Origin of the sequence: Streptomyces paradoxus (assembly GCF_014202475.1) — a bacterium.
Classification (GTDB): Bacteria; Actinomycetota; Actinomycetes; order Streptomycetales; family Streptomycetaceae; genus Streptomyces; species Streptomyces paradoxus.
This window is the reverse complement of the sequence record NZ_JACHGV010000006.1, coordinates 196,568-212,896: the sequence shown is the minus strand read 5'-3', so window position 1 is coordinate 212,896 and position 16,329 is coordinate 196,568. Positions and strand designations below refer to the sequence as shown.

General features: G+C 70.7%; 17 protein-coding genes. 13 read left to right on the top strand and 4 right to left on the bottom strand.

From position 1 onward, the window contains the following. Positions 1-133: 133 nt before the first annotated feature. The gene (locus tag HNR57_RS21345) at positions 134-997 is read right to left on the bottom strand and encodes a hypothetical protein (RefSeq protein WP_184561740.1); all 864 of its coding nucleotides are present in this window, start codon (positions 995-997) and stop codon (positions 134-136) included. A gap of 223 nt (positions 998-1,220) precedes the next feature. Between HNR57_RS21345 and argH the strand changes: the two genes are divergently transcribed. The 4 genes from argH (at position 1,221) to HNR57_RS21325 (ending at position 5,949) form a co-directional block, all read left to right on the top strand. After that, complete coding sequence (gene argH, locus HNR57_RS21340) at positions 1,221-2,654, top strand: argininosuccinate lyase (protein ID WP_184561738.1); 1,434 nt, start codon at positions 1,221-1,223, stop codon at positions 2,652-2,654. A 153-nt stretch (positions 2,655-2,807) separates the two neighbouring features. Further along, complete coding sequence (locus HNR57_RS21335) at positions 2,808-3,779, top strand: aldo/keto reductase (protein ID WP_184561736.1); 972 nt, start codon at positions 2,808-2,810, stop codon at positions 3,777-3,779. Between the two features lie 86 nt (positions 3,780-3,865). After that, the gene (locus HNR57_RS21330) at positions 3,866-4,417 is read left to right on the top strand and encodes a TetR/AcrR family transcriptional regulator (RefSeq protein ID WP_184561734.1); all 552 of its coding nucleotides are present in this window, start codon (positions 3,866-3,868) and stop codon (positions 4,415-4,417) included. After that, positions 4,414-5,949 carry an MFS transporter gene (locus HNR57_RS21325; protein ID WP_184561732.1) on the top strand — a complete coding sequence of 512 codons (1,536 nt, stop codon included), beginning with the start codon at positions 4,414-4,416 and terminating at the stop codon, positions 5,947-5,949. Before HNR57_RS21330 ends, HNR57_RS21325 begins: the two co-directional genes overlap by 4 nt. A 134-nt stretch (positions 5,950-6,083) precedes the next feature. On the opposite strand, the gene HNR57_RS21320 is transcribed toward HNR57_RS21325, so the two are convergent. Continuing rightward, positions 6,084-6,758, bottom strand: a complete 675-nt coding sequence (locus tag HNR57_RS21320) for a lysophospholipid acyltransferase family protein (RefSeq protein ID WP_184561730.1) — start codon at positions 6,756-6,758, stop codon at positions 6,084-6,086. Between the two features lie 385 nt (positions 6,759-7,143). On the opposite strand from HNR57_RS21320, the gene HNR57_RS21315 reads away from it, so the two are divergent. The 3 genes from HNR57_RS21315 (at position 7,144) to HNR57_RS21305 (ending at position 9,459) form a co-directional block, all read left to right on the top strand. Further along, a complete protein-coding gene (locus tag HNR57_RS21315) occupies positions 7,144-8,319 on the top strand; it encodes a glycerophosphodiester phosphodiesterase (RefSeq protein WP_184561728.1) in 1,176 nt (391 codons plus the stop codon). Between the two features lie 90 nt (positions 8,320-8,409). Then, positions 8,410-8,904 carry an RNA polymerase sigma factor gene (locus HNR57_RS21310; RefSeq protein WP_184561727.1) on the top strand — a complete coding sequence of 165 codons (495 nt, stop codon included), beginning with the start codon at positions 8,410-8,412 and terminating at the stop codon, positions 8,902-8,904. Between the two features lie 57 nt (positions 8,905-8,961). Then, positions 8,962-9,459, top strand: a complete 498-nt coding sequence (locus tag HNR57_RS21305) for a GNAT family N-acetyltransferase (protein ID WP_184561725.1) — start codon at positions 8,962-8,964, stop codon at positions 9,457-9,459. Positions 9,460-9,528: 69 nt separating this feature from the next. Here HNR57_RS21305 and HNR57_RS21300 read toward each other — a convergent pair whose 3' ends face one another. Together HNR57_RS21300 and HNR57_RS21295 are read right to left on the bottom strand one after the other, a co-directional pair. Continuing rightward, positions 9,529-9,957: a hypothetical protein gene (locus tag HNR57_RS21300; RefSeq protein ID WP_184561723.1), complete on the bottom strand. Its 429-nt coding sequence runs from the start codon at positions 9,955-9,957 to the stop codon at positions 9,529-9,531. Further along, the gene (locus HNR57_RS21295; RefSeq protein WP_184561721.1) at positions 9,938-10,297 is read right to left on the bottom strand and encodes a hypothetical protein; all 360 of its coding nucleotides are present in this window, start codon (positions 10,295-10,297) and stop codon (positions 9,938-9,940) included. The genes HNR57_RS21300 and HNR57_RS21295 overlap by 20 nt, the downstream gene beginning before the upstream one ends. Before the next feature lie 69 nt (positions 10,298-10,366). Between HNR57_RS21295 and HNR57_RS21290 the strand changes: the two genes are divergently transcribed. The 6 genes from HNR57_RS21290 to cbiE all read left to right on the top strand — a co-directional run bounded on the left by HNR57_RS21290 (position 10,367) and on the right by cbiE (position 16,155). After that, positions 10,367-11,017, top strand: coding sequence for an HAD family hydrolase (locus HNR57_RS21290; protein ID WP_184561719.1), 651 nt, complete (start codon positions 10,367-10,369; stop codon positions 11,015-11,017). A gap of 376 nt (positions 11,018-11,393) precedes the next feature. Further along, complete coding sequence (locus HNR57_RS21285) at positions 11,394-12,428, top strand: methionine ABC transporter ATP-binding protein (protein WP_184561717.1); 1,035 nt, start codon at positions 11,394-11,396, stop codon at positions 12,426-12,428. Beyond that, positions 12,425-13,132 carry a methionine ABC transporter permease gene (locus HNR57_RS21280; RefSeq protein ID WP_184561715.1) on the top strand — a complete coding sequence of 236 codons (708 nt, stop codon included), beginning with the start codon at positions 12,425-12,427 and terminating at the stop codon, positions 13,130-13,132. Before HNR57_RS21285 ends, HNR57_RS21280 begins: the two co-directional genes overlap by 4 nt. A gap of 62 nt (positions 13,133-13,194) precedes the next feature. Next, positions 13,195-14,016 (top strand): MetQ/NlpA family ABC transporter substrate-binding protein, encoded by an 822-nt coding sequence (locus HNR57_RS21275; protein ID WP_184561713.1) that lies wholly within the window; start codon positions 13,195-13,197, stop codon positions 14,014-14,016. Positions 14,017-14,156: 140 nt separating this feature from the next. Further along, positions 14,157-14,789, top strand: a complete 633-nt coding sequence (locus HNR57_RS21270) for a GNAT family N-acetyltransferase (RefSeq protein WP_184561711.1) — start codon at positions 14,157-14,159, stop codon at positions 14,787-14,789. 145 nt (positions 14,790-14,934) lie between these two features. Beyond that, the gene (gene cbiE, locus HNR57_RS21265; protein WP_184561709.1) at positions 14,935-16,155 is read left to right on the top strand and encodes a precorrin-6y C5,15-methyltransferase (decarboxylating) subunit CbiE; all 1,221 of its coding nucleotides are present in this window, start codon (positions 14,935-14,937) and stop codon (positions 16,153-16,155) included. Positions 16,156-16,329: the final 174 nt, after the last annotated feature.

Below are 16,329 nucleotides of genomic sequence, written 5' to 3'. Positions count from 1 at the left end.
CAGGTCTTTCGGCTGTCTAAGGAATCGCGCCCAGGGAAGTGCGGGATCCGGTCACCTCTGCCGGACCCCGCGCGGACGTATGCCGTGGCCGCCCCGGCCGGCGCTCCCACGGGGCGGCCACAGCGCCTGTCACCTACTTGTTGAGCGTGCAGGTGGCCAGGGAGTCCAGGCCCTGCGGCTTGGCGGCGGTGCGGCCGATGGCGGTGGCGATGCGGTTGACGGTCGCCACGCGCTTGTCCTTGAGCGGGCCGAGGATGGCGTTCTGGACGAAGTTCGGGCCGCCCTGGCCGACGGTGTCGACCAGGCGCTTGTTGGCCTCCTGGATCTGCGTGTTGAGCAGGGTCAGGTTGCGGTCGACCTCGGCCTTGGCGGAGGCGGGGACCGCGGGGAGCTTCGAGCTGACGTCCGGGCAGGTGATCGTGCCTGCGCCGCCGCCGTTGCCTGCGTTGCCCGCGTTCCCGGCGTTGCCCGCGTTCCCGGCGTTCCCGGCGTTCCCCGCGTTGCCGCCCGCCTGCGGCTTGCCGGCCGCGCCGCCGCCCGCGTTGGTGCTCGCGCCGTTGAGCGTGCAGGTGGCCAGGGAGTCCAGGCCCTGCGGCTTGGCGGCGGTGCGGCCGATGGCGGTGGCGATGCGGTTGACGGTCGCCACGCGCTTGTCCTTGAGCGGGCCGAGGATGGCGTTCTGGACGAAGTTCGGGCCGCCCTGGCCGACGGTGTCGACCAGGCGCTTGTTGGCCTCCTGGATCTGCGTGTTGAGCAGGGTCAGGTTGCGGTCGACCTCGGCCTTGGCGGAGGCGGGGACCGCGGGGAGCTTCGACCTGACGTCCGGGCAGGTGATCGTGCCGGGGCCCGCGAGTGTCCGGGCGCTGGTCCCGTCGCTCTTGGAGCCCTCCCCGGCGAGGGCGAAGCCGGCGATCACCGTGCCGGACAGCGCCACCGCGGCGGCGCCGCCGATGAACGTGACGCGACGCTTGTTGTACTTCGGAAGAGCCCTGGACATGCGGATGCCTCACTAGGGTCGGGGGTGTCGTCGGTGTCGTAACGCGGCGCCTGCGTTCGGCGAGAGGTACGGGTAAGCGGTTTCCCGCGTTCAAAGGATCTTCAAATTCCTCTCGCCTGGCCGAAATCCCCTCCTCAGCCCCGCTGAATTGACGAATCATGCAGACCTCTGCATACTCATGCATGACGGTGAGGCACATCCACACCCCTTGAGGAGCACGCAGGTGAGCAGCAACAGCGGTGACGTCCGGCTCTGGGGCGGTCGTTTCGCCGACGGTCCCGCCGAGGCCCTGGCGAAGCTGTCCGCGTCCGTCCACTTCGACTGGCGCCTCGCGCCGTACGACATCGCCGGTTCGCGCGCCCACGCGCGCGTGCTCCACAAGGCCGGCCTGCTCACGGAAGACGAACTGACCCGCATGATCGCCGGCCTCGACCAGCTGGAGGCGGACGTCGCCGACGGCTCCTTCGTGGGCACGATCGCCGACGAGGACGTCCACACCGCCCTGGAGCGGGGCCTCCTGGAGCGCCTCGGCCCCGACCTGGGCGGCAAGCTGCGCGCGGGCCGGTCCCGCAACGACCAGGTCGCGACCCTCTTCCGCATGTACCTGCGGGATCACGCCCGGATCGTCGGCGGCCTCGTCGCCGAGCTCCAGGACGCGCTGATCGGCCTCGCCGAGGCCCACCCCGACGTGGCGATGCCCGGCCGCACGCACCTCCAGCACGCCCAGCCCGTCCTCTTCGCCCACCACGTCCTGGCCCACGTCCAGTCCCTCTCCCGGGACGCGGAGCGGCTGCGCCAGTGGGACGCCCGCACGGCGGTCTCGCCCTACGGCTCGGGAGCCCTGGCGGGCTCCTCCCTCGGGCTGGACCCGGAGGCGGTGGCCAAGGACCTCGGCTTCGAGCACGGCTCCGCCGGCAACTCCATCGACGGGACGGCCTCCCGCGACTTCGTCGCCGAGTTCGCGTTCATCACGGCGATGATCGGGGTCAACCTCTCCCGGATCGCCGAAGAGGTCATCATCTGGAACACGAAGGAGTTCTCCTTCGTGACCCTGCACGACGCGTTCTCCACGGGTTCGTCGATCATGCCGCAGAAGAAGAACCCGGACATCGCGGAGCTGGCGCGCGGCAAGTCCGGCCGCCTGATCGGCAACCTGACGGGCCTGATGGCCACGCTCAAGGCCCTCCCGCTCGCGTACAACCGCGACCTCCAGGAGGACAAGGAGCCGGTCTTCGACTCCATCGACCAGCTGGAGGTCCTGCTCCCGGCCTTCACCGGCATGATGGCCACCCTCACCGTCCACCGCGAGCGCATGGCGGAACTGGCCCCGGCCGGCTTCTCCCTCGCCACGGACATCGCCGAGTGGCTGGTCAAGCAGGGCGTCCCGTTCCGCGTGGCCCACGAGGTCGCGGGGGAGTGCGTGAAGGCCGCCGAGGCGGAGGGCAAGGAACTGGACGAGCTGACGGACGACCAGTTCGCGAAGATCTCCAGCCACCTGACCCCCGAGGTCCGCACGGTCCTCAACGTCCCCGGCGCCCTGGCCTCCCGCAACGGCAGGGGTGGCACGGCCCCGAGCGCGGTGGCGATCCAGCTGGCCGAGGTGAAGGCGGACGTGGCGGCCCAGCACGAGTGGGCAGTGGCCAGGAAGCAGGCCTGAGGGAATCGCCCTCCAGGGGCGCGGGGAACTGCGCGAACGAGCGAAGACGACCCGCACTCGCCGAAACACCGCAACGGCCGAGCTCTGAGGCGAAGGTCATCGCGGGTTACGTTGGGTCGGAGCCGAACCGGAGCCGACCGAACGGAGCCCCCGATGCCCTTCGCCCGCCTGGCCACAGCCACAACCCCCACCTGCCACATCGGCCTCGGCCTCGCCGCCGTCGGACGCCCGGGCTACATCAACCTCGGCCGGGAAGAAGACCTCGGAGAGGACCGCAGCGTCGAGACGCTGCGCACCCGCACCCACGAACTCCTCGACGCCGCGTACGCACAGGGCGTCCGCTACTTCGACGCCGCCCGCTCCTACGGCCGTTCCGAGGAGTTCCTCGCCGACTGGCTCAAGGCGAGGCCGGCCTTCGGCGACATCGTCGTAGGCAGCAAGTGGGGTTACACCTACACCGCCGACTGGTCCACGGACGCCGAGAAGCACGAGGTCAAGGACCACACCCTCGCCGCCTACGAACGGCAGCGCGCGGAGAGCGAGACCCTGCTCGGCGACCGGCTCGACCTCTACCAGATCCACTCCGTGACCCCGGACAGCCCGGCCCTCACCGACAAGGAACTGCACGCCAGGCTCGCGGAAGCCGCCGAGCGGGGCCTCACCGTCGGCTTCTCCACCAGCGGCCCCGCCCAGGCGGACGCGATCCGCGCCGCCCTCGCCGTGACGGTCGACGGCGAACCCCTCTTCCGTACGGTGCAGTCCACGTACAACGCGCTGGAGACCTCCGCCGCCCCCGCCCTCGCCGAGGCGCACGACGCCGGACTCACCGTGATCGTCAAGGAGGGCATGGCCAACGGCCGACTGGCCGGGCCGCACGCCCCGGAGGTCCTGCGGGAGATCGCCGAACAGGCCGGGCTGGGCTGCGACGCCGTCGCCCTGGCCGTCATCCTGCGCCAGCCCTGGGCCGGTGTCGTCCTCTCCGGCGCCGCCACCACCAACCAGCTCGCCTCGAACCTGCACGCGGCGGTCGTCGATCTCGACGACGAGCAGCTGACCCGCCTCGCCACCCTGGTGGAGGAGCCTCAGGCGTACTGGGAGCGGCGCGCGCAGCTGCCCTGGCACTGATCACCTCCGCGCGCATTCAACGGCAGCCGTGAGTCACGCATGCCCCGAGTGAGACATTCATGTCTCATTTGGGGTATGGTCGTCTCATGGCTGTCGATCCTGAGCACGTGCTGCGCGCCGCCGCGGCCCTGCTGACCCGCAAATCCACCGCGACCATGGACGAGGTCGCCAAGGCCGCCGGGATCAGCCGGGCCACGCTGCACCGTCACTTCGCCGGACGTGACGCCCTCGTCCGGGCACTGGAAGCGCTCGGCATCGCGGAGTGCGAGGCCGCGCTGGACGCGGCCCGGCTCGACGAGGGCACCGCGAGCGAGGCCGTACGCCGGCTCGTCGGAGCCGTCGAGCCGGCCGCCGGACTGCTCGCGTTCCTCTACACCGAGAACCAGCTCTTCGAGGGCGAGGAGCAGAACGCGGGCTGGGCCCTGATCGACGACCGGATCTCCGCCCTGTTCCGGCGCGGCCAGCTCAGCGGCGAGTTCCGCATCGACCTCACGCCCGCCTGGCTCACCGAGGCGCTGTACGGCCTGATGGCCTCCGGCGCCTGGCTGGTGCAGAGCGGCAAGGGCGCCCCCAAGGACTTCCAGCACATGATCGTCGAGCTGATGCTCGGCGGCGCACTCAGGAGAGAGGAATCATGACCAGCACCCTGCAGCCGGCGTCGACGACCGAGGCGGTGGAGCGCCCGGGCCGCTGGCTCGCGCTCGGCGTTCTCGTGCTCGCCGTGCTGCTGGTGGCCGTCGACGCGACCGTTCTCGGTCTCGCGACCCCCTACATCAGCGAGGACCTCAAGCCCTCCGGCACCCAGCTGCTGTGGATCGGCGACGTCTACTCGTTCGTCATCGCCGGCCTGCTCGTCTCCATGGGCAGCCTCGGCGACCGGATCGGCCGCAAGCGGATCCTGCTGGTCGGTGCCACGGCGTTCGGCGCGATATCCGTGTTCAACGCCTACGCCACGACCCCGGAGATGATGATCGTCGCGCGGGCACTGCTCGGCGTCGCCGGCGCGACCCTGATGCCGGCCACGCTCGCGCTCATCCGCAACCTCTTCCACGACCCGCGCGAGCGCAGCCTCGCCGTCGGCATCTGGGGCGCCACCGCCTCCGCGGGTACGGCCGTCGGCCCCATCGTCGGCGGGTTCCTGCTGGAGCACTTCTGGTGGGGGTCGGTCTTCCTGATCAACCTGCCCGTGATGGCCGTGCTGGTCCTGGTCGGGATCAAGCTGCTGCCCGAGTCGCGCACCGCGAACCCCGGCCCCTGGGATCTGGTCAGCGTCGTGCTGTCGCTGGTCGGCATGATCGGCGTCGTGTACGCGATCAAGGAAGCGGCGACCCACGGCTTCGCGTGGACCACCCTGGCCGCGGGCCTGCTGGGGGCGGCCGCCCTGTACGGGTTCGTCCGCCGTCAGCTCAGGCTCCCGACGCCACTGCTGGACATGCGGCTGTTCCGCAACCGCGGTTTCAGCGGGGCGGTGCTGGCCGATCTGCTGACCATCCTGGGCCTGTCCGGGCTGGTGTTCTTCCTGTCGCAGTACCTGCAACTCGTCCAGGGCAGGCGCCCGTTCGAGGCCGGGCTGGCCGAACTGCCCGCGGCGGTCGGCGCGGTGGTGGCCGGACTCGTCGCGGGGCGCGCGGCCCGGCGCTTGTCGGTACGGGCCGTCGTCTCCGGGGGCCTCGCGGCCATTGGCCTCGCGCTGGCCGCGCTGACGGTGCTCGACCAGTCCACCGGCTACCCGCTGCTCGGGACCGCGCTGCTGGTGGTCGGTGTGGGGGCCGGTTTCTCGTTCACCGTGACCGCCGACGTGATCCTCTCCAGCGTGCCCAAGGAGCAGGCGGGCTCCGCGTCCGCGGTGTCCGAGACGGCGTACGAACTCGGTGCCGCGCTCGGCATCGCCGCGCTCGGCTCGATCGTCACCGGCGTCTATCGCGATTTCACCGGCCCCTCGGGTACACCGGCCGCGGCCCACGAGTCGCTGGGGGGCGCGGTCGAGGCGGCCGCGGGCATGCCGTCCCACAGCGCCGCCGCGATGCTGGACGCGGCCCGCACGTCCTTCGTCGACGGCCTGGCCCTCGCGGCGGGCGTGGGCGCGGCGGTCCTGCTGGCCGCGGCGGTGGCGGCGTGGTTCCTGCTACGAGGCCAGAAGCTGGAAGGCGGCCCGGCAAACCACGCCTGACCATCACGCGCTCAGCCGGCAAACGCCCCTGAGGTCATGCCCTCAGGGGCGCGGGGAACTGCGCGACAAGCCCACCACAACCCGCAGCCGCCGACGGTCCACGGCCACCCGAGCCCAAAGGCGCCCCGGAAAACCTACGCCGCTTCCTTCGCCTTGCTCGCGTACATGTCCACGTACTCCTGCCCGGACAGCCGCATGACCTCGGCCATCACCGAGTCGGTCACGGCCCGCAGCACATACCGGTCCCGGTCCATCCCCTCGTACCGGGAGAATTCCATCGCCTCACCGAACCGCACGGTCACCCTGCCCGGCCGGGGCAGCCCCGCCCCACCCGGCTGAAGCTTGTCCGTTCCGATCATGGCGAACGGCACCACCGGCGCCCCCGTCATCAGGGTCAGCCGGGCGATCCCCGTCCGCCCCCGGTACAGCCGCCCGTCGGGCGACCGCGTCCCCTCCGGGTAGATGCCGAACATGCGGCCTTCCTCCAACACCCGCCGCCCGGTCATCAGCGCGGCGACACCGCCCCGGCCACCGTCACGGTCCACCGGGATCATGCCGACGCCGGTGAAGAACCAGGCCATCAGCCGACCCTTGAGACCCTTGCCGGTCACGTACTCGTCCTTGCCGATGAAGACGACCTGACGGTCGCAGACCAGCGGCAGGATCATCGAGTCGATGAACGTCAGGTGGTTTCCGGCCAGGATGACCGGGCCGTCGCCGGGAATGTGCTCCGCACCCTCCACCCGGGGGCGGAACATCAGGCGCATGGCCGGGCCGAGCACTGCCTTGATGAGCGCGAAGCGGGACAACGGACCCTCCGGTGTCAAGGGGTTCTGTATGAGTCTGTGCAGGTGAGGACGATACTCGTGGCCCCGGGCATCGCGCACATCGGGCACGGCGACTTCACCGAGGCCTTACGCATTGTTGACGCGTGTTTACCTGCGGTGGCGCACCGCCGGAAGGGCGTAACGAGGCCGACACGATGTGACACACATCGCCCGGGAGCACATCGCACGCGTTCCCAGAACCGCCGGACCGAATCGAACCGACACGACGAACCGTCAATTCATCCTCCTCACCAGCCACTACGACATCCGACGTCACCCGCGTGTTCCGCCCGAGGTCTCCCACCGGTCATGTACGCGCCCCTACGATCGGCCCGCAATGACGAGCCGGACGGCAGGGAGGGCGCTCATGGGAACGCAGGAGTCGAACGAAGAAACGAGCGGTACCGGACCGAGCGGAACCGGACGGCGGGCCCTGCTCGGCGCTGCGGTGCTCGGTGCCGGGGGAGCGGTCCTCGGCATGGCCGGCACCGCGCGGGCGGACGCCGCCCGGCACGGCGGCGGGCCGGGAAGCCTGCCCAGGCCGACGATCATCGGCCACCGCGGCGCCAGCGGCTACCGCCCGGAGCACACCTTCGGCTCGTACCAGCTGGCCCTCGACATGGGCGCCGACATCGTCGAGGCGGGCGACCTGGTCCCGACGAAGGACGGGCACCTGGTCTGCCGGCACGAGCCGGAGATCGGCGGCACCACCGACGTCGCCGACCACCCCGAGTTCGCCGGCCGCAGGAAGACCAAGCTGCTCGACGGCGTCTCCACCACCGGCTGGTTCACCGAGGACTTCACGCTCGCCGAGCTGAAGACCCTGCGCGCCGTCGAGCGCATCCCGGCCAACCGTCCGCACAACACCCTTTACGACGGCCGCTGGGAGATCCCCACCTTCGAAGAGGTCCTCAGATGGCAGGACGAGCAGACCCGCGAGCGCGGCAAGCAGGTGTGGATCTACCCCGAGCTCAAGCACCCCACCTACTTCCGCAAGCAGGGCCTCCCGCTGGAGGAGCGCGTCGCCAAGCTGCTGCGCAAGTACCGCAAGGACCGGCGCACCTCCCCGGTCATCCTCCAGTCCTTCGAACCGACCAGCATCCAGCGCCTGCACAAGCTCGTCGACAACCCGCTGGTCGTCCTGCTGTCCTCGGCGGGCTCCCGCCCCTGGGACTTCGTCGAGACCGGTGACCCGCGCACGGTCGCCGATCTGGTCAAGCCGGCCGGCCTCAGGGAGATCGCCTCCTACGCGCGCGGCATCGGGCCGACCCTGGACCTGGTCATCCCGCGCGACGCCCAGGGCAGGCTCACCCGGCCGACGTCGCTCGTCTCCGACGCGCACAAGGTGGGCCTGATCCTGCACCCGTACACGATGCGCAACGAGAACCCCTTCCTGCCCGCCGAGTTCCGCAAGGGCACGGACGCGGACGCCTACGGTGACGTCTTCGGCGCGTACCGGGCGTACTTCGCGACCGGCATCGACGGCGTCTTCACCGACCAGCCCGACACGGGTCTGCTGGCCCGCGAGGACTTCAACGCCTGAGTCCGTCAACACCCGGGCTCACACACCCCGGTCGAGTGAGCTTCGGCCGTCCGGGCAACCCGCCGCCCGGGCGGCCGCGTCGCTCCGCATATGACGCACGACCTGGTCACCGCCCTGCGCCCGCTGCTCACCGCCGAGGTCTCGGCGGAGGCATATTCCACCGGAACCGAGCCGGGCGACCTGGAGCAGGCGGTCTGGCTCCGCCTGCTGGAGCGTCTCGACGCCGAGGGCCCGCCGCTCGATCCTCAGCAGTGGCTCCGCCGCGCCGTCCGCTCCGAGGTGCGCCGCACCCGCCGTACGAGCCGTCTCGAACGGCCGTACGCGGGTGAACCGGTGGACGACCCGGACCGCGATCCCGAACAGCTCGCCCTCGCCGCGGCCCGTGGCCGGGCCCTGCGCGAAGCCGTGCGCCGCCTCCCGGGCCGCTGCCCCCGGCTGATGGAGGCCCTGCTCTCGCCGGAAGACCTGACATACCGGGAAATCGCAGGGGAGTTGGGTATCTCACAGGGGAGTCTTGGCCCGGAACGTTCCAGATGCCTGGGATGTCTCCGAAGATTGCTCACGCCGGAGGTTGCGGCCCGCTGAGGACGGGGATAGGAGTGGGGAACGACCGGTGATCAGATGAGCGGGAGGCGTGCGCACATGGGCATGAGCGTGACCATCTCTGCGGCGACCGAGCAGGACGCGGAGCAGATCTTCAGACTGCAGTACCTGTGCTTCCAGACGGAGGCGGCGCTGTACGGGAACTACCGCATCGACCCGCTCGTCCAAACCCTCGACTCGGTCCGCGAGGAGGTCACCCGCGACTGCGTCTTCGTCGCCCGGCTCGGCGAGGAGGTCGTCGGCTCGGTCCGCGGCTCGGTCTCCGAGGACGGCGCCGCCGGGATCGGCAAGCTCTGCGTCCACCCCCGCCTTCAGGGCCACGGCATCGGCGCCCGCCTGCTCCGCGCAGCGGAGTCGGCCCTCGCCGACCAGCACGGCGCCACCCGCTTCCGCCTCCACACCGGCCACCGCAGCGAGGGCAACCTCCGCCTCTACCGCAAGGTCGGCTACGAGACGGTGGGCACGTCCCAGGGCGCGGACGGCGTACCGATGATCGTCCTGGAGAAGCCGGCCGGGACCTACGCGGCGACGGCTTGATCACCGCCCTTCAGGGGCGCGGGGAACTGTGCGAGCAACCACATTTGGCCCGCGGCCGCCTGACGAACCTCAGGCGGCATCCTCCCGAGGCACACCCCGGCGCAACCAGTAGATCGCGGACAGCGGCAAGAGCACGGGAATGAAGAGGTACCCCATCCCGAAGTCCGACCACACCGTCGCGTCCGGGAAGGCGGACGGCTCGATCAACGTCCACGTCCCCACCGTCAGCACACCCGCCAACTCGGCGACACAGCACGCCAGCGCAGCCTTCCGCGCCGTCTCCCCACCCCGCACCAGCGAGTACGTGATGAACCCGTACACCAGCCCCGCCACCGCCGACAGCGAGTACGCCAGCGGCGCCCGGTCGAACTCCGTCGCGATCTGATACGCGGACCGCGACACCGCCCCCACGACCATCACGCCGTACAGCCACACCAGCAGCGTGCCCGGCCCGCTGATCAGCCGCTGCCGGCTCACCTCAGCCTCCCCAGATGTCATAGAGACGCACCTCCAGCACCGCCAGCACCACACCGCCGGCGGCCACCGTCACCGAACCCCACCGCGTCCGCTCGGCCAGCGACATGAACCCGGCCGCCGGGACGCACGCGAACGCCCCCAGCAGATACGCCACGAAGATCGTCGTGCCCTGCTCCGGCTTCTCGCCCTGCGCGAGCAGCACGATCCCGGCCACCAGCTGGATCAGCGACAGCAGCGTGACCACGGCCATCCCGATGAAGTGCCAGTCCTTCGTCGGCTGGTCACGGTAGGCGGCCCAGCCGCACCAGGCGGCGAGCAGCAGCGCGGCGACGCCGGTCACCAGCGTCAGGACATCAAGCATGCTGCGACCTTATTACGGCCGAAAAGGCCCGATGCCTGCGGCCCTGGCCTGCACCGTAGGGTCGAGGGCATGACGATCCACGCGCAGGCCCTGCTGTTCGACAACGACGGAACCCTCGTCTCCTCCCTCGCCTCGGTCGACCGTTGCTGGACGCGGTGGGCCGCGGAGTACGGGATCACGGCCGAGGAGTTCGCCCGGGTCGAGCTGCACGGGCGGCCGGCCGCCGAGATAGCCGCCGACCTGCTGCCCGCCGAGATCGTCCCGCAGGCCGTCGCCCGCATCGAGGACCTGGAGGTCGACGACGTGCCGAACGGCGGTGTGCACCTGCTGCCCGGCACCCGTGGCTTCCTCGACTCCCTGCCCGGTGACCGCTGGGCCGTCGTCACCTCCGCCACCCGGCGCCTGGCCGAGGCCCGGCTCGACGCCGTCGGCATCCTGCCCAAGACACTCGTCGCCGCCGACGACATCACCCGCGGCAAGCCCGACCCCGAGCCCTATCTCCTCGCCGCCCGCGCCCTCGGCGTCGACCCGGCCCACTGCGTCGTCTTCGAGGACGCCCCCGCGGGCCTGGCGTCCGGCCGGGCCGCCGGCATGACCACCGTGGCGTTGACCACAACCCACCAGGCCCACGAACTGCACGCCGACCTGGTCGTCGAGAACCTGTCGGCCCTGTCCGCACTGGTCACCGAGCAGGGCGTGGAGATCTCCCTGCGCGGCTGACCGATCCCGACTCCGTCCACCGCTGTCCAGCATTCGGACAGCGGGGGGCCGGTCAGGACCGTACGCGTGTTTTACTGACGACATGACCACGACGAGCGACCGCATCCCCGCGACCGAGGCGACCATGGCGCCCGGTGCTCGTTGTATGTGTCGAATGTGCGCCTTCTAGAGGGCCCCCGCACCACCCCCTGAGCTCGCGCCCCGAAGCGAGACCGCGGCCCGTCCGCACGCCCTGAGCGCTGCGTGACCCGATGCCGCCCCGCGCACATGTTCTCCCCGGTTCCACTCTCCAGCGAGAACCGTGTCGCGTCCCTGACCGAATGCACCTGTGCCCGGGCACACCCACGCCCGCGCACTCGACAGTGACGGAATCCCAGTGATCACCACCTCGGGCCTGACCAAGGTCTACCGTGCACGCGGCCGCGAGGTCACCGCCCTGGACGGCGTCGACCTGCACGTCCGCGAAGGCGAGGTGTACGGCGTCATCGGCCAGTCCGGCGCCGGCAAGTCCTCGCTCATCCGCTGCGTCAACCTGCTGGAACGCCCCACCTCCGGCACCGTGACCGTCGCCGGGCAGGACCTCACCGCCCTGGCCGGCCGCGGCCCGCGCGCCGGGAAGGAACTGCGGCGGGCGCGCAGCCGCATCGGCATGGTCTTCCAGCACTTCAACCTGCTGTCCTCCCGGACCGTCCAGGACAACGTCGAACTGCCGCTGGAGATCCTCGGCAAGTCCGGGCAGGAACGCTCCCGCAAGGCGCTGGAACTGCTCGACCTGGTGGGCCTGGCCGACAAGGCGAAGTCCTACCCGGCTCAGCTCTCCGGCGGCCAGAAGCAGCGCGTCGGCATCGCCCGCGCGCTCGCCGGCGACCCGAAGGTGCTGCTGTCCGACGAGGCCACCAGCGCCCTCGACCCGGAGACCACCCGCTCGATCCTGGCGCTGCTGCGCGACCTCAACCGGCAGCTCGGCCTGACCGTCCTGCTCATCACCCACGAGATGGACGTCGTGAAGTCGGTCTGCGACTCGGCGGCCCTCATGGAGAACGGGCGCATCGTCGAGTCCGGCACGGTCAGCGAGCTCCTCGCGACCCCCGGCTCCGAACTCGCCTCGGCGCTGTTCCCGCTCGGCGGCGAGGCCTCCGGCGAGGACCGCACCGTCGTGGACGTCACCTTCCAGGGCGAGAGCGCCACCCAGCCCGTCATCTCGCAGCTGGCCCGCACCTACAACATCGACATATCGATCCTCGGCGCCGCCATCGACACCGTCGGCGGCCTCCAGGTCGGCCGGATGCGCATCGAACTGCCCGGCCGCTACGAGGACAACGTCGTGCCGATCGGCTTCCTGCGGGAACAGGGGCTCCAGATCGACGTCCTGGGCCACGAGTCCGAACTGGTGAAGGAAGGTGCCAAGTGACCTGGTCCGAGATGCAGCCCCTGCTGGAGCAGGCGTGTTGGGACACGCTCTACATGGTCGGCTGGTCCACGCTCATCGCCGTCGTCGGCGGACTGCCGCTCGGCATCCTGCTGGTCCTCACCGACCGCGGCGGCCTCCTGCAGAACCTCGCCGCCAACAAGGTCATCGGGCAGGTCGTGAACATCGCCCGCTCCCTGCCGTTCATCATCCTGATGGTCGCGCTGATGGGCTTCACCCGCTCGATCACCGGGACGACCATCGGCGTCGAGGCGGCCATCGTGCCCCTCGCCGTCGGCGCCATCCCCTTCTTCGCGCGCCTGGTCGAGACGGCCGTCCGCGAAGTGGACCACGGGCTCGTCGAGGCCGTGCAGTCCATGGGCGGCAACACCTGGACCATCGTCCGCAAGGTGCTCGTCCCCGAGTCCCTGCCGTCGCTGATCTCCAGCACCACCACCACGATCGTGGCCCTCATCGGCTACTCGGCCATGGCGGGCACCGTCGGCGCCGGCGGCCTCGGGGACATCGCCATCCGCTACGGCTACCAGCGCTTCGAGACCCAGCTGATGTGGATCACCGTCGCGATCCTCGCCGTCGTCATCTCGGTCATCCAGTTCGCCGGCGACTACGCGGCCCGCTCCCTGCACCGCCGGGGCTCCCACGCGGGCCCGGCCCCCAAACTGCGGCTCCTCAAAGCCGCCTCCTGAGCCCCCCGTTCACCCACAACGGGGTCGCACCACTCGCAAGGTCATAAGGAAAGGCACTTTTCGTGCGTAACACCGCCAAGATCACCACCGCCGTCCTCGCCGCCGGAGCCCTCACCCTCGGGCTCACCGCCTGCGGCGGCGACAGCTCCTCCTCCACCGACGGACCCCTGATCGTCGCCGCCAGCCCCGTCCCGCACGCCGAGATCCTCACCTACGTGCAGGACAACCTGGCGAAGAAGGAGGGCCTGGACCTCCAGGTCAAGGAGTTCACCGACTACGTCACGCCGAACACGGCGACGCAGGACGGCTCCGTCGGCGCCAACTACTTCCAGAACAAGCCGTACCTCGACGACTTCAACAAGAAGAACGGCACCGACATCGTGCCCGTCGTCACGGTCCACCTGGAGCCGCTCGGCCTCTACTCCCACAAGGTCAAGAAGGCCGACGACCTGAAGAGCGGTGCGACCGTCGCCATCCCCAACGACACGGTCAACGAGGCCCGCGCCCTCAAGCTCCTCGCCGCCAACGGGCTCATCACCCTCAAGGCGGGCGTCGGCAACGAGGCGACCCCCTCCGACATCACCAAGAACCCCAAGAACCTCAAGTTCAAGGAGCTGGAGGCGGCCCAGACCCCGCGCTCCCTCGACGACGTGGACGCCGCCGTGGTCAACGGCAACTACGCCATCGAGTCCGACCTCAAGCCCTCCAAGGACGCCCTCGTCCTGGAGTCCCCGGAGAACAACCCCTACGGCAACTTCCTCGCCGTGAAGAAGGGCAACGAGGACGACCCGCGCGTGAAGAAGCTCGCCAAGCTCCTCACCTCGCCCGAGGTCAAGAAGTTCATCCAGGACAAGTACGCCGGCTCCGTGCTCGCCTCCTTCTGAGCCCACGTCCGGCACCCGCGCGCACGGGGCCCTTCCCCCACCCGGTGGGGAGGGTCCCGTGGTGCGGATCAGTGCTTTCATGCTGCATGCTGGGCAGTTCAGCATGCCCTGAAGGTTCACCGAAGGTTACGGAGCGGCGCATGACGAGCACCTTCCCCAACATCTCCATCAGCACGGAGCGGTTGGTGCTGCGTCCCCTCGACGAAGACGACGTCGCCTCCCTGGCCGCGATGATGAACGACGAACAGGTGGCGGCCTGGACGTCCGTCCCCCAGCCCTTCACCGAGGACGGCGCCCGCAGCTGGATCACCGAGTACGCCCCCGCCGAGCGCACCGGGGGACGCGGAATCGACTTTGCGATCACCGAGTTCCTCACCCAGCGCCTGGTCGGCGTCATCCAGCTCTCCAAGACCAACTGGCACGTACGCTCCACCGAGCTGTCGTACATCATCGCCCCCTGGGCCCGCGGCGAGGGCTACGCGTCCGAGGCCGCCCTGGTCACCGCCCAGTGGCTCTTCACGGACCAGAAGTTCGAGCGCATCGAACTGCGCACCGCGGCCGACAACACCGCCTCCCAGCAGGTCGCGCAGAAGATCGGCTGTATCAGCGAGGGCGTGCTGCGCAACGCCTGTATAGCCCGGGCCCGTGCCGAGGACGGCACATGGACCGACGTACGCACCGACTTCATCGTCTGGAGCCTGCTCCCGGAGGACCTGGAAGGCGTCGGCGAGCAGCTGCGGGACGGCTTCACGTCCTTCGGCGACTGGAACTGACCGGAACCACCCGCAGGACGGCGGCGACCAGGACACCGGGGCCCCCTCCGACACCTCCACCGGGTACCCTCACGGAGCCCGCCCGCGGGCTGCTCCCCACAACGCCACGCAGACGACCTGCGAAAACCCCTGGAGACTGACGACGATGGCCGACCGGGTCACGGTGATCGGCTGGGACGGTTCGCCGCTGACCGCCGCGGCGAGCGCCGCCCTGGGTGCCGCCACGCTCGTGGCCGGTGCCGCCCACCACCTGGCGCTCCCCGAGGTACCCGCAGGCGCCGAGCGCATCCGGCTCGGCAGTGTGGCCCTCGCCGCCCGCCGCATCGCCGGCCACCGCGGCACGGCCGTCGTGCTCGCCGACGGCGACCCCGGCTTCTTCGGCGTCGTACGCACCCTGCGCGCGCCCGAGTTCGGCCTTGAGGTGGAGGTCGTCCCCGCCGTGTCCTCCGTCGCCGCCGCCTTCGCCCGCGCCGGTATGCCCTGGGACGACGCACAGGTGGTCGCCGCACACCCCCGCACGCTGCGGCGCGCGGTCAACGTATGCCGCGCCCACACCAAGGTCGCGGTCCTCACCTCACCCGGCGCCGGCCCCGCCGAACTCGGCCTGCTCCTCGAAGGGGTCCACCGCTCCTTCGTCATCTGCGAGGAACTCGGCACCACCCGCGAGCGCGTCTCCGTCGTCACCTCCGACAAGGCCGCCGACCACACCTGGCGCGACCCCAACGTCGTCATCGTCCTCGGCGGCCCGGCCCGGCCGGACACCGCGGGGGAGGCCGGCGGCTGGATCTCCGGCCGCGACCCGTCAGCCGGACCGCGCGGCTGGACCCTGCCCGCCGACGCGTACGGCGCGGACCTCGGCGAGGGCGAGAACCAGCTGCTGCGTGCCTCCCAACTCGCCCGCCTCGGTCCCCGCGTCGGCGACCTCGTCTGGGACATCGGGTGCCGCAGCGGCGCCTTCGCCGTCGAGGCCGCCCGGGCCGGTGCCGCCGTCCTCGCCGTCGACAGCGACAGGGCCGCCTGCGCCCGCACCGACGCCGCCGCCCGCCGCCTCGGCGTCCAGCTCCAGATCGTGCACGGCACCGCCCCGCACATCCTGGAGAACCTCCCCGAACCCGACGTCGTCCGGGTCGGCGGCGGGGGAGCGGCCGTCGTCTCGGCGGTCGCCGACCGGCGCCCGCAGCGCATCGTCACGCACGCCGCCACCCGCGACGCCGCCGAACTCATCGGCCGGGACCTCACCGAGCACGGCTACAGCGTCGAGTGCGCCCTCCTCCAGTCCGTCGAACTCGACACCAGGGCCTGGACGGAGAAGGAGCGGAGCGTCGCGTTCCTGCTCAGCGGCGTACTGCCGCGACGCAGCGCCTGATCCCGGCGCCGTCCCCGTGATCGGCTTGTCGTACTGCGCGCGGTAGGCTGGCCGATCGCTGCACCGCACAAGGACGCCCGGCGCTTCGTCGGCCAATGTCCGGAAAGCGCGCCCGTTTTGGGGCGTGTGTGGTACGGCAGAACCGAAGGACGCGCAACGTGGCGCAGTCCACAG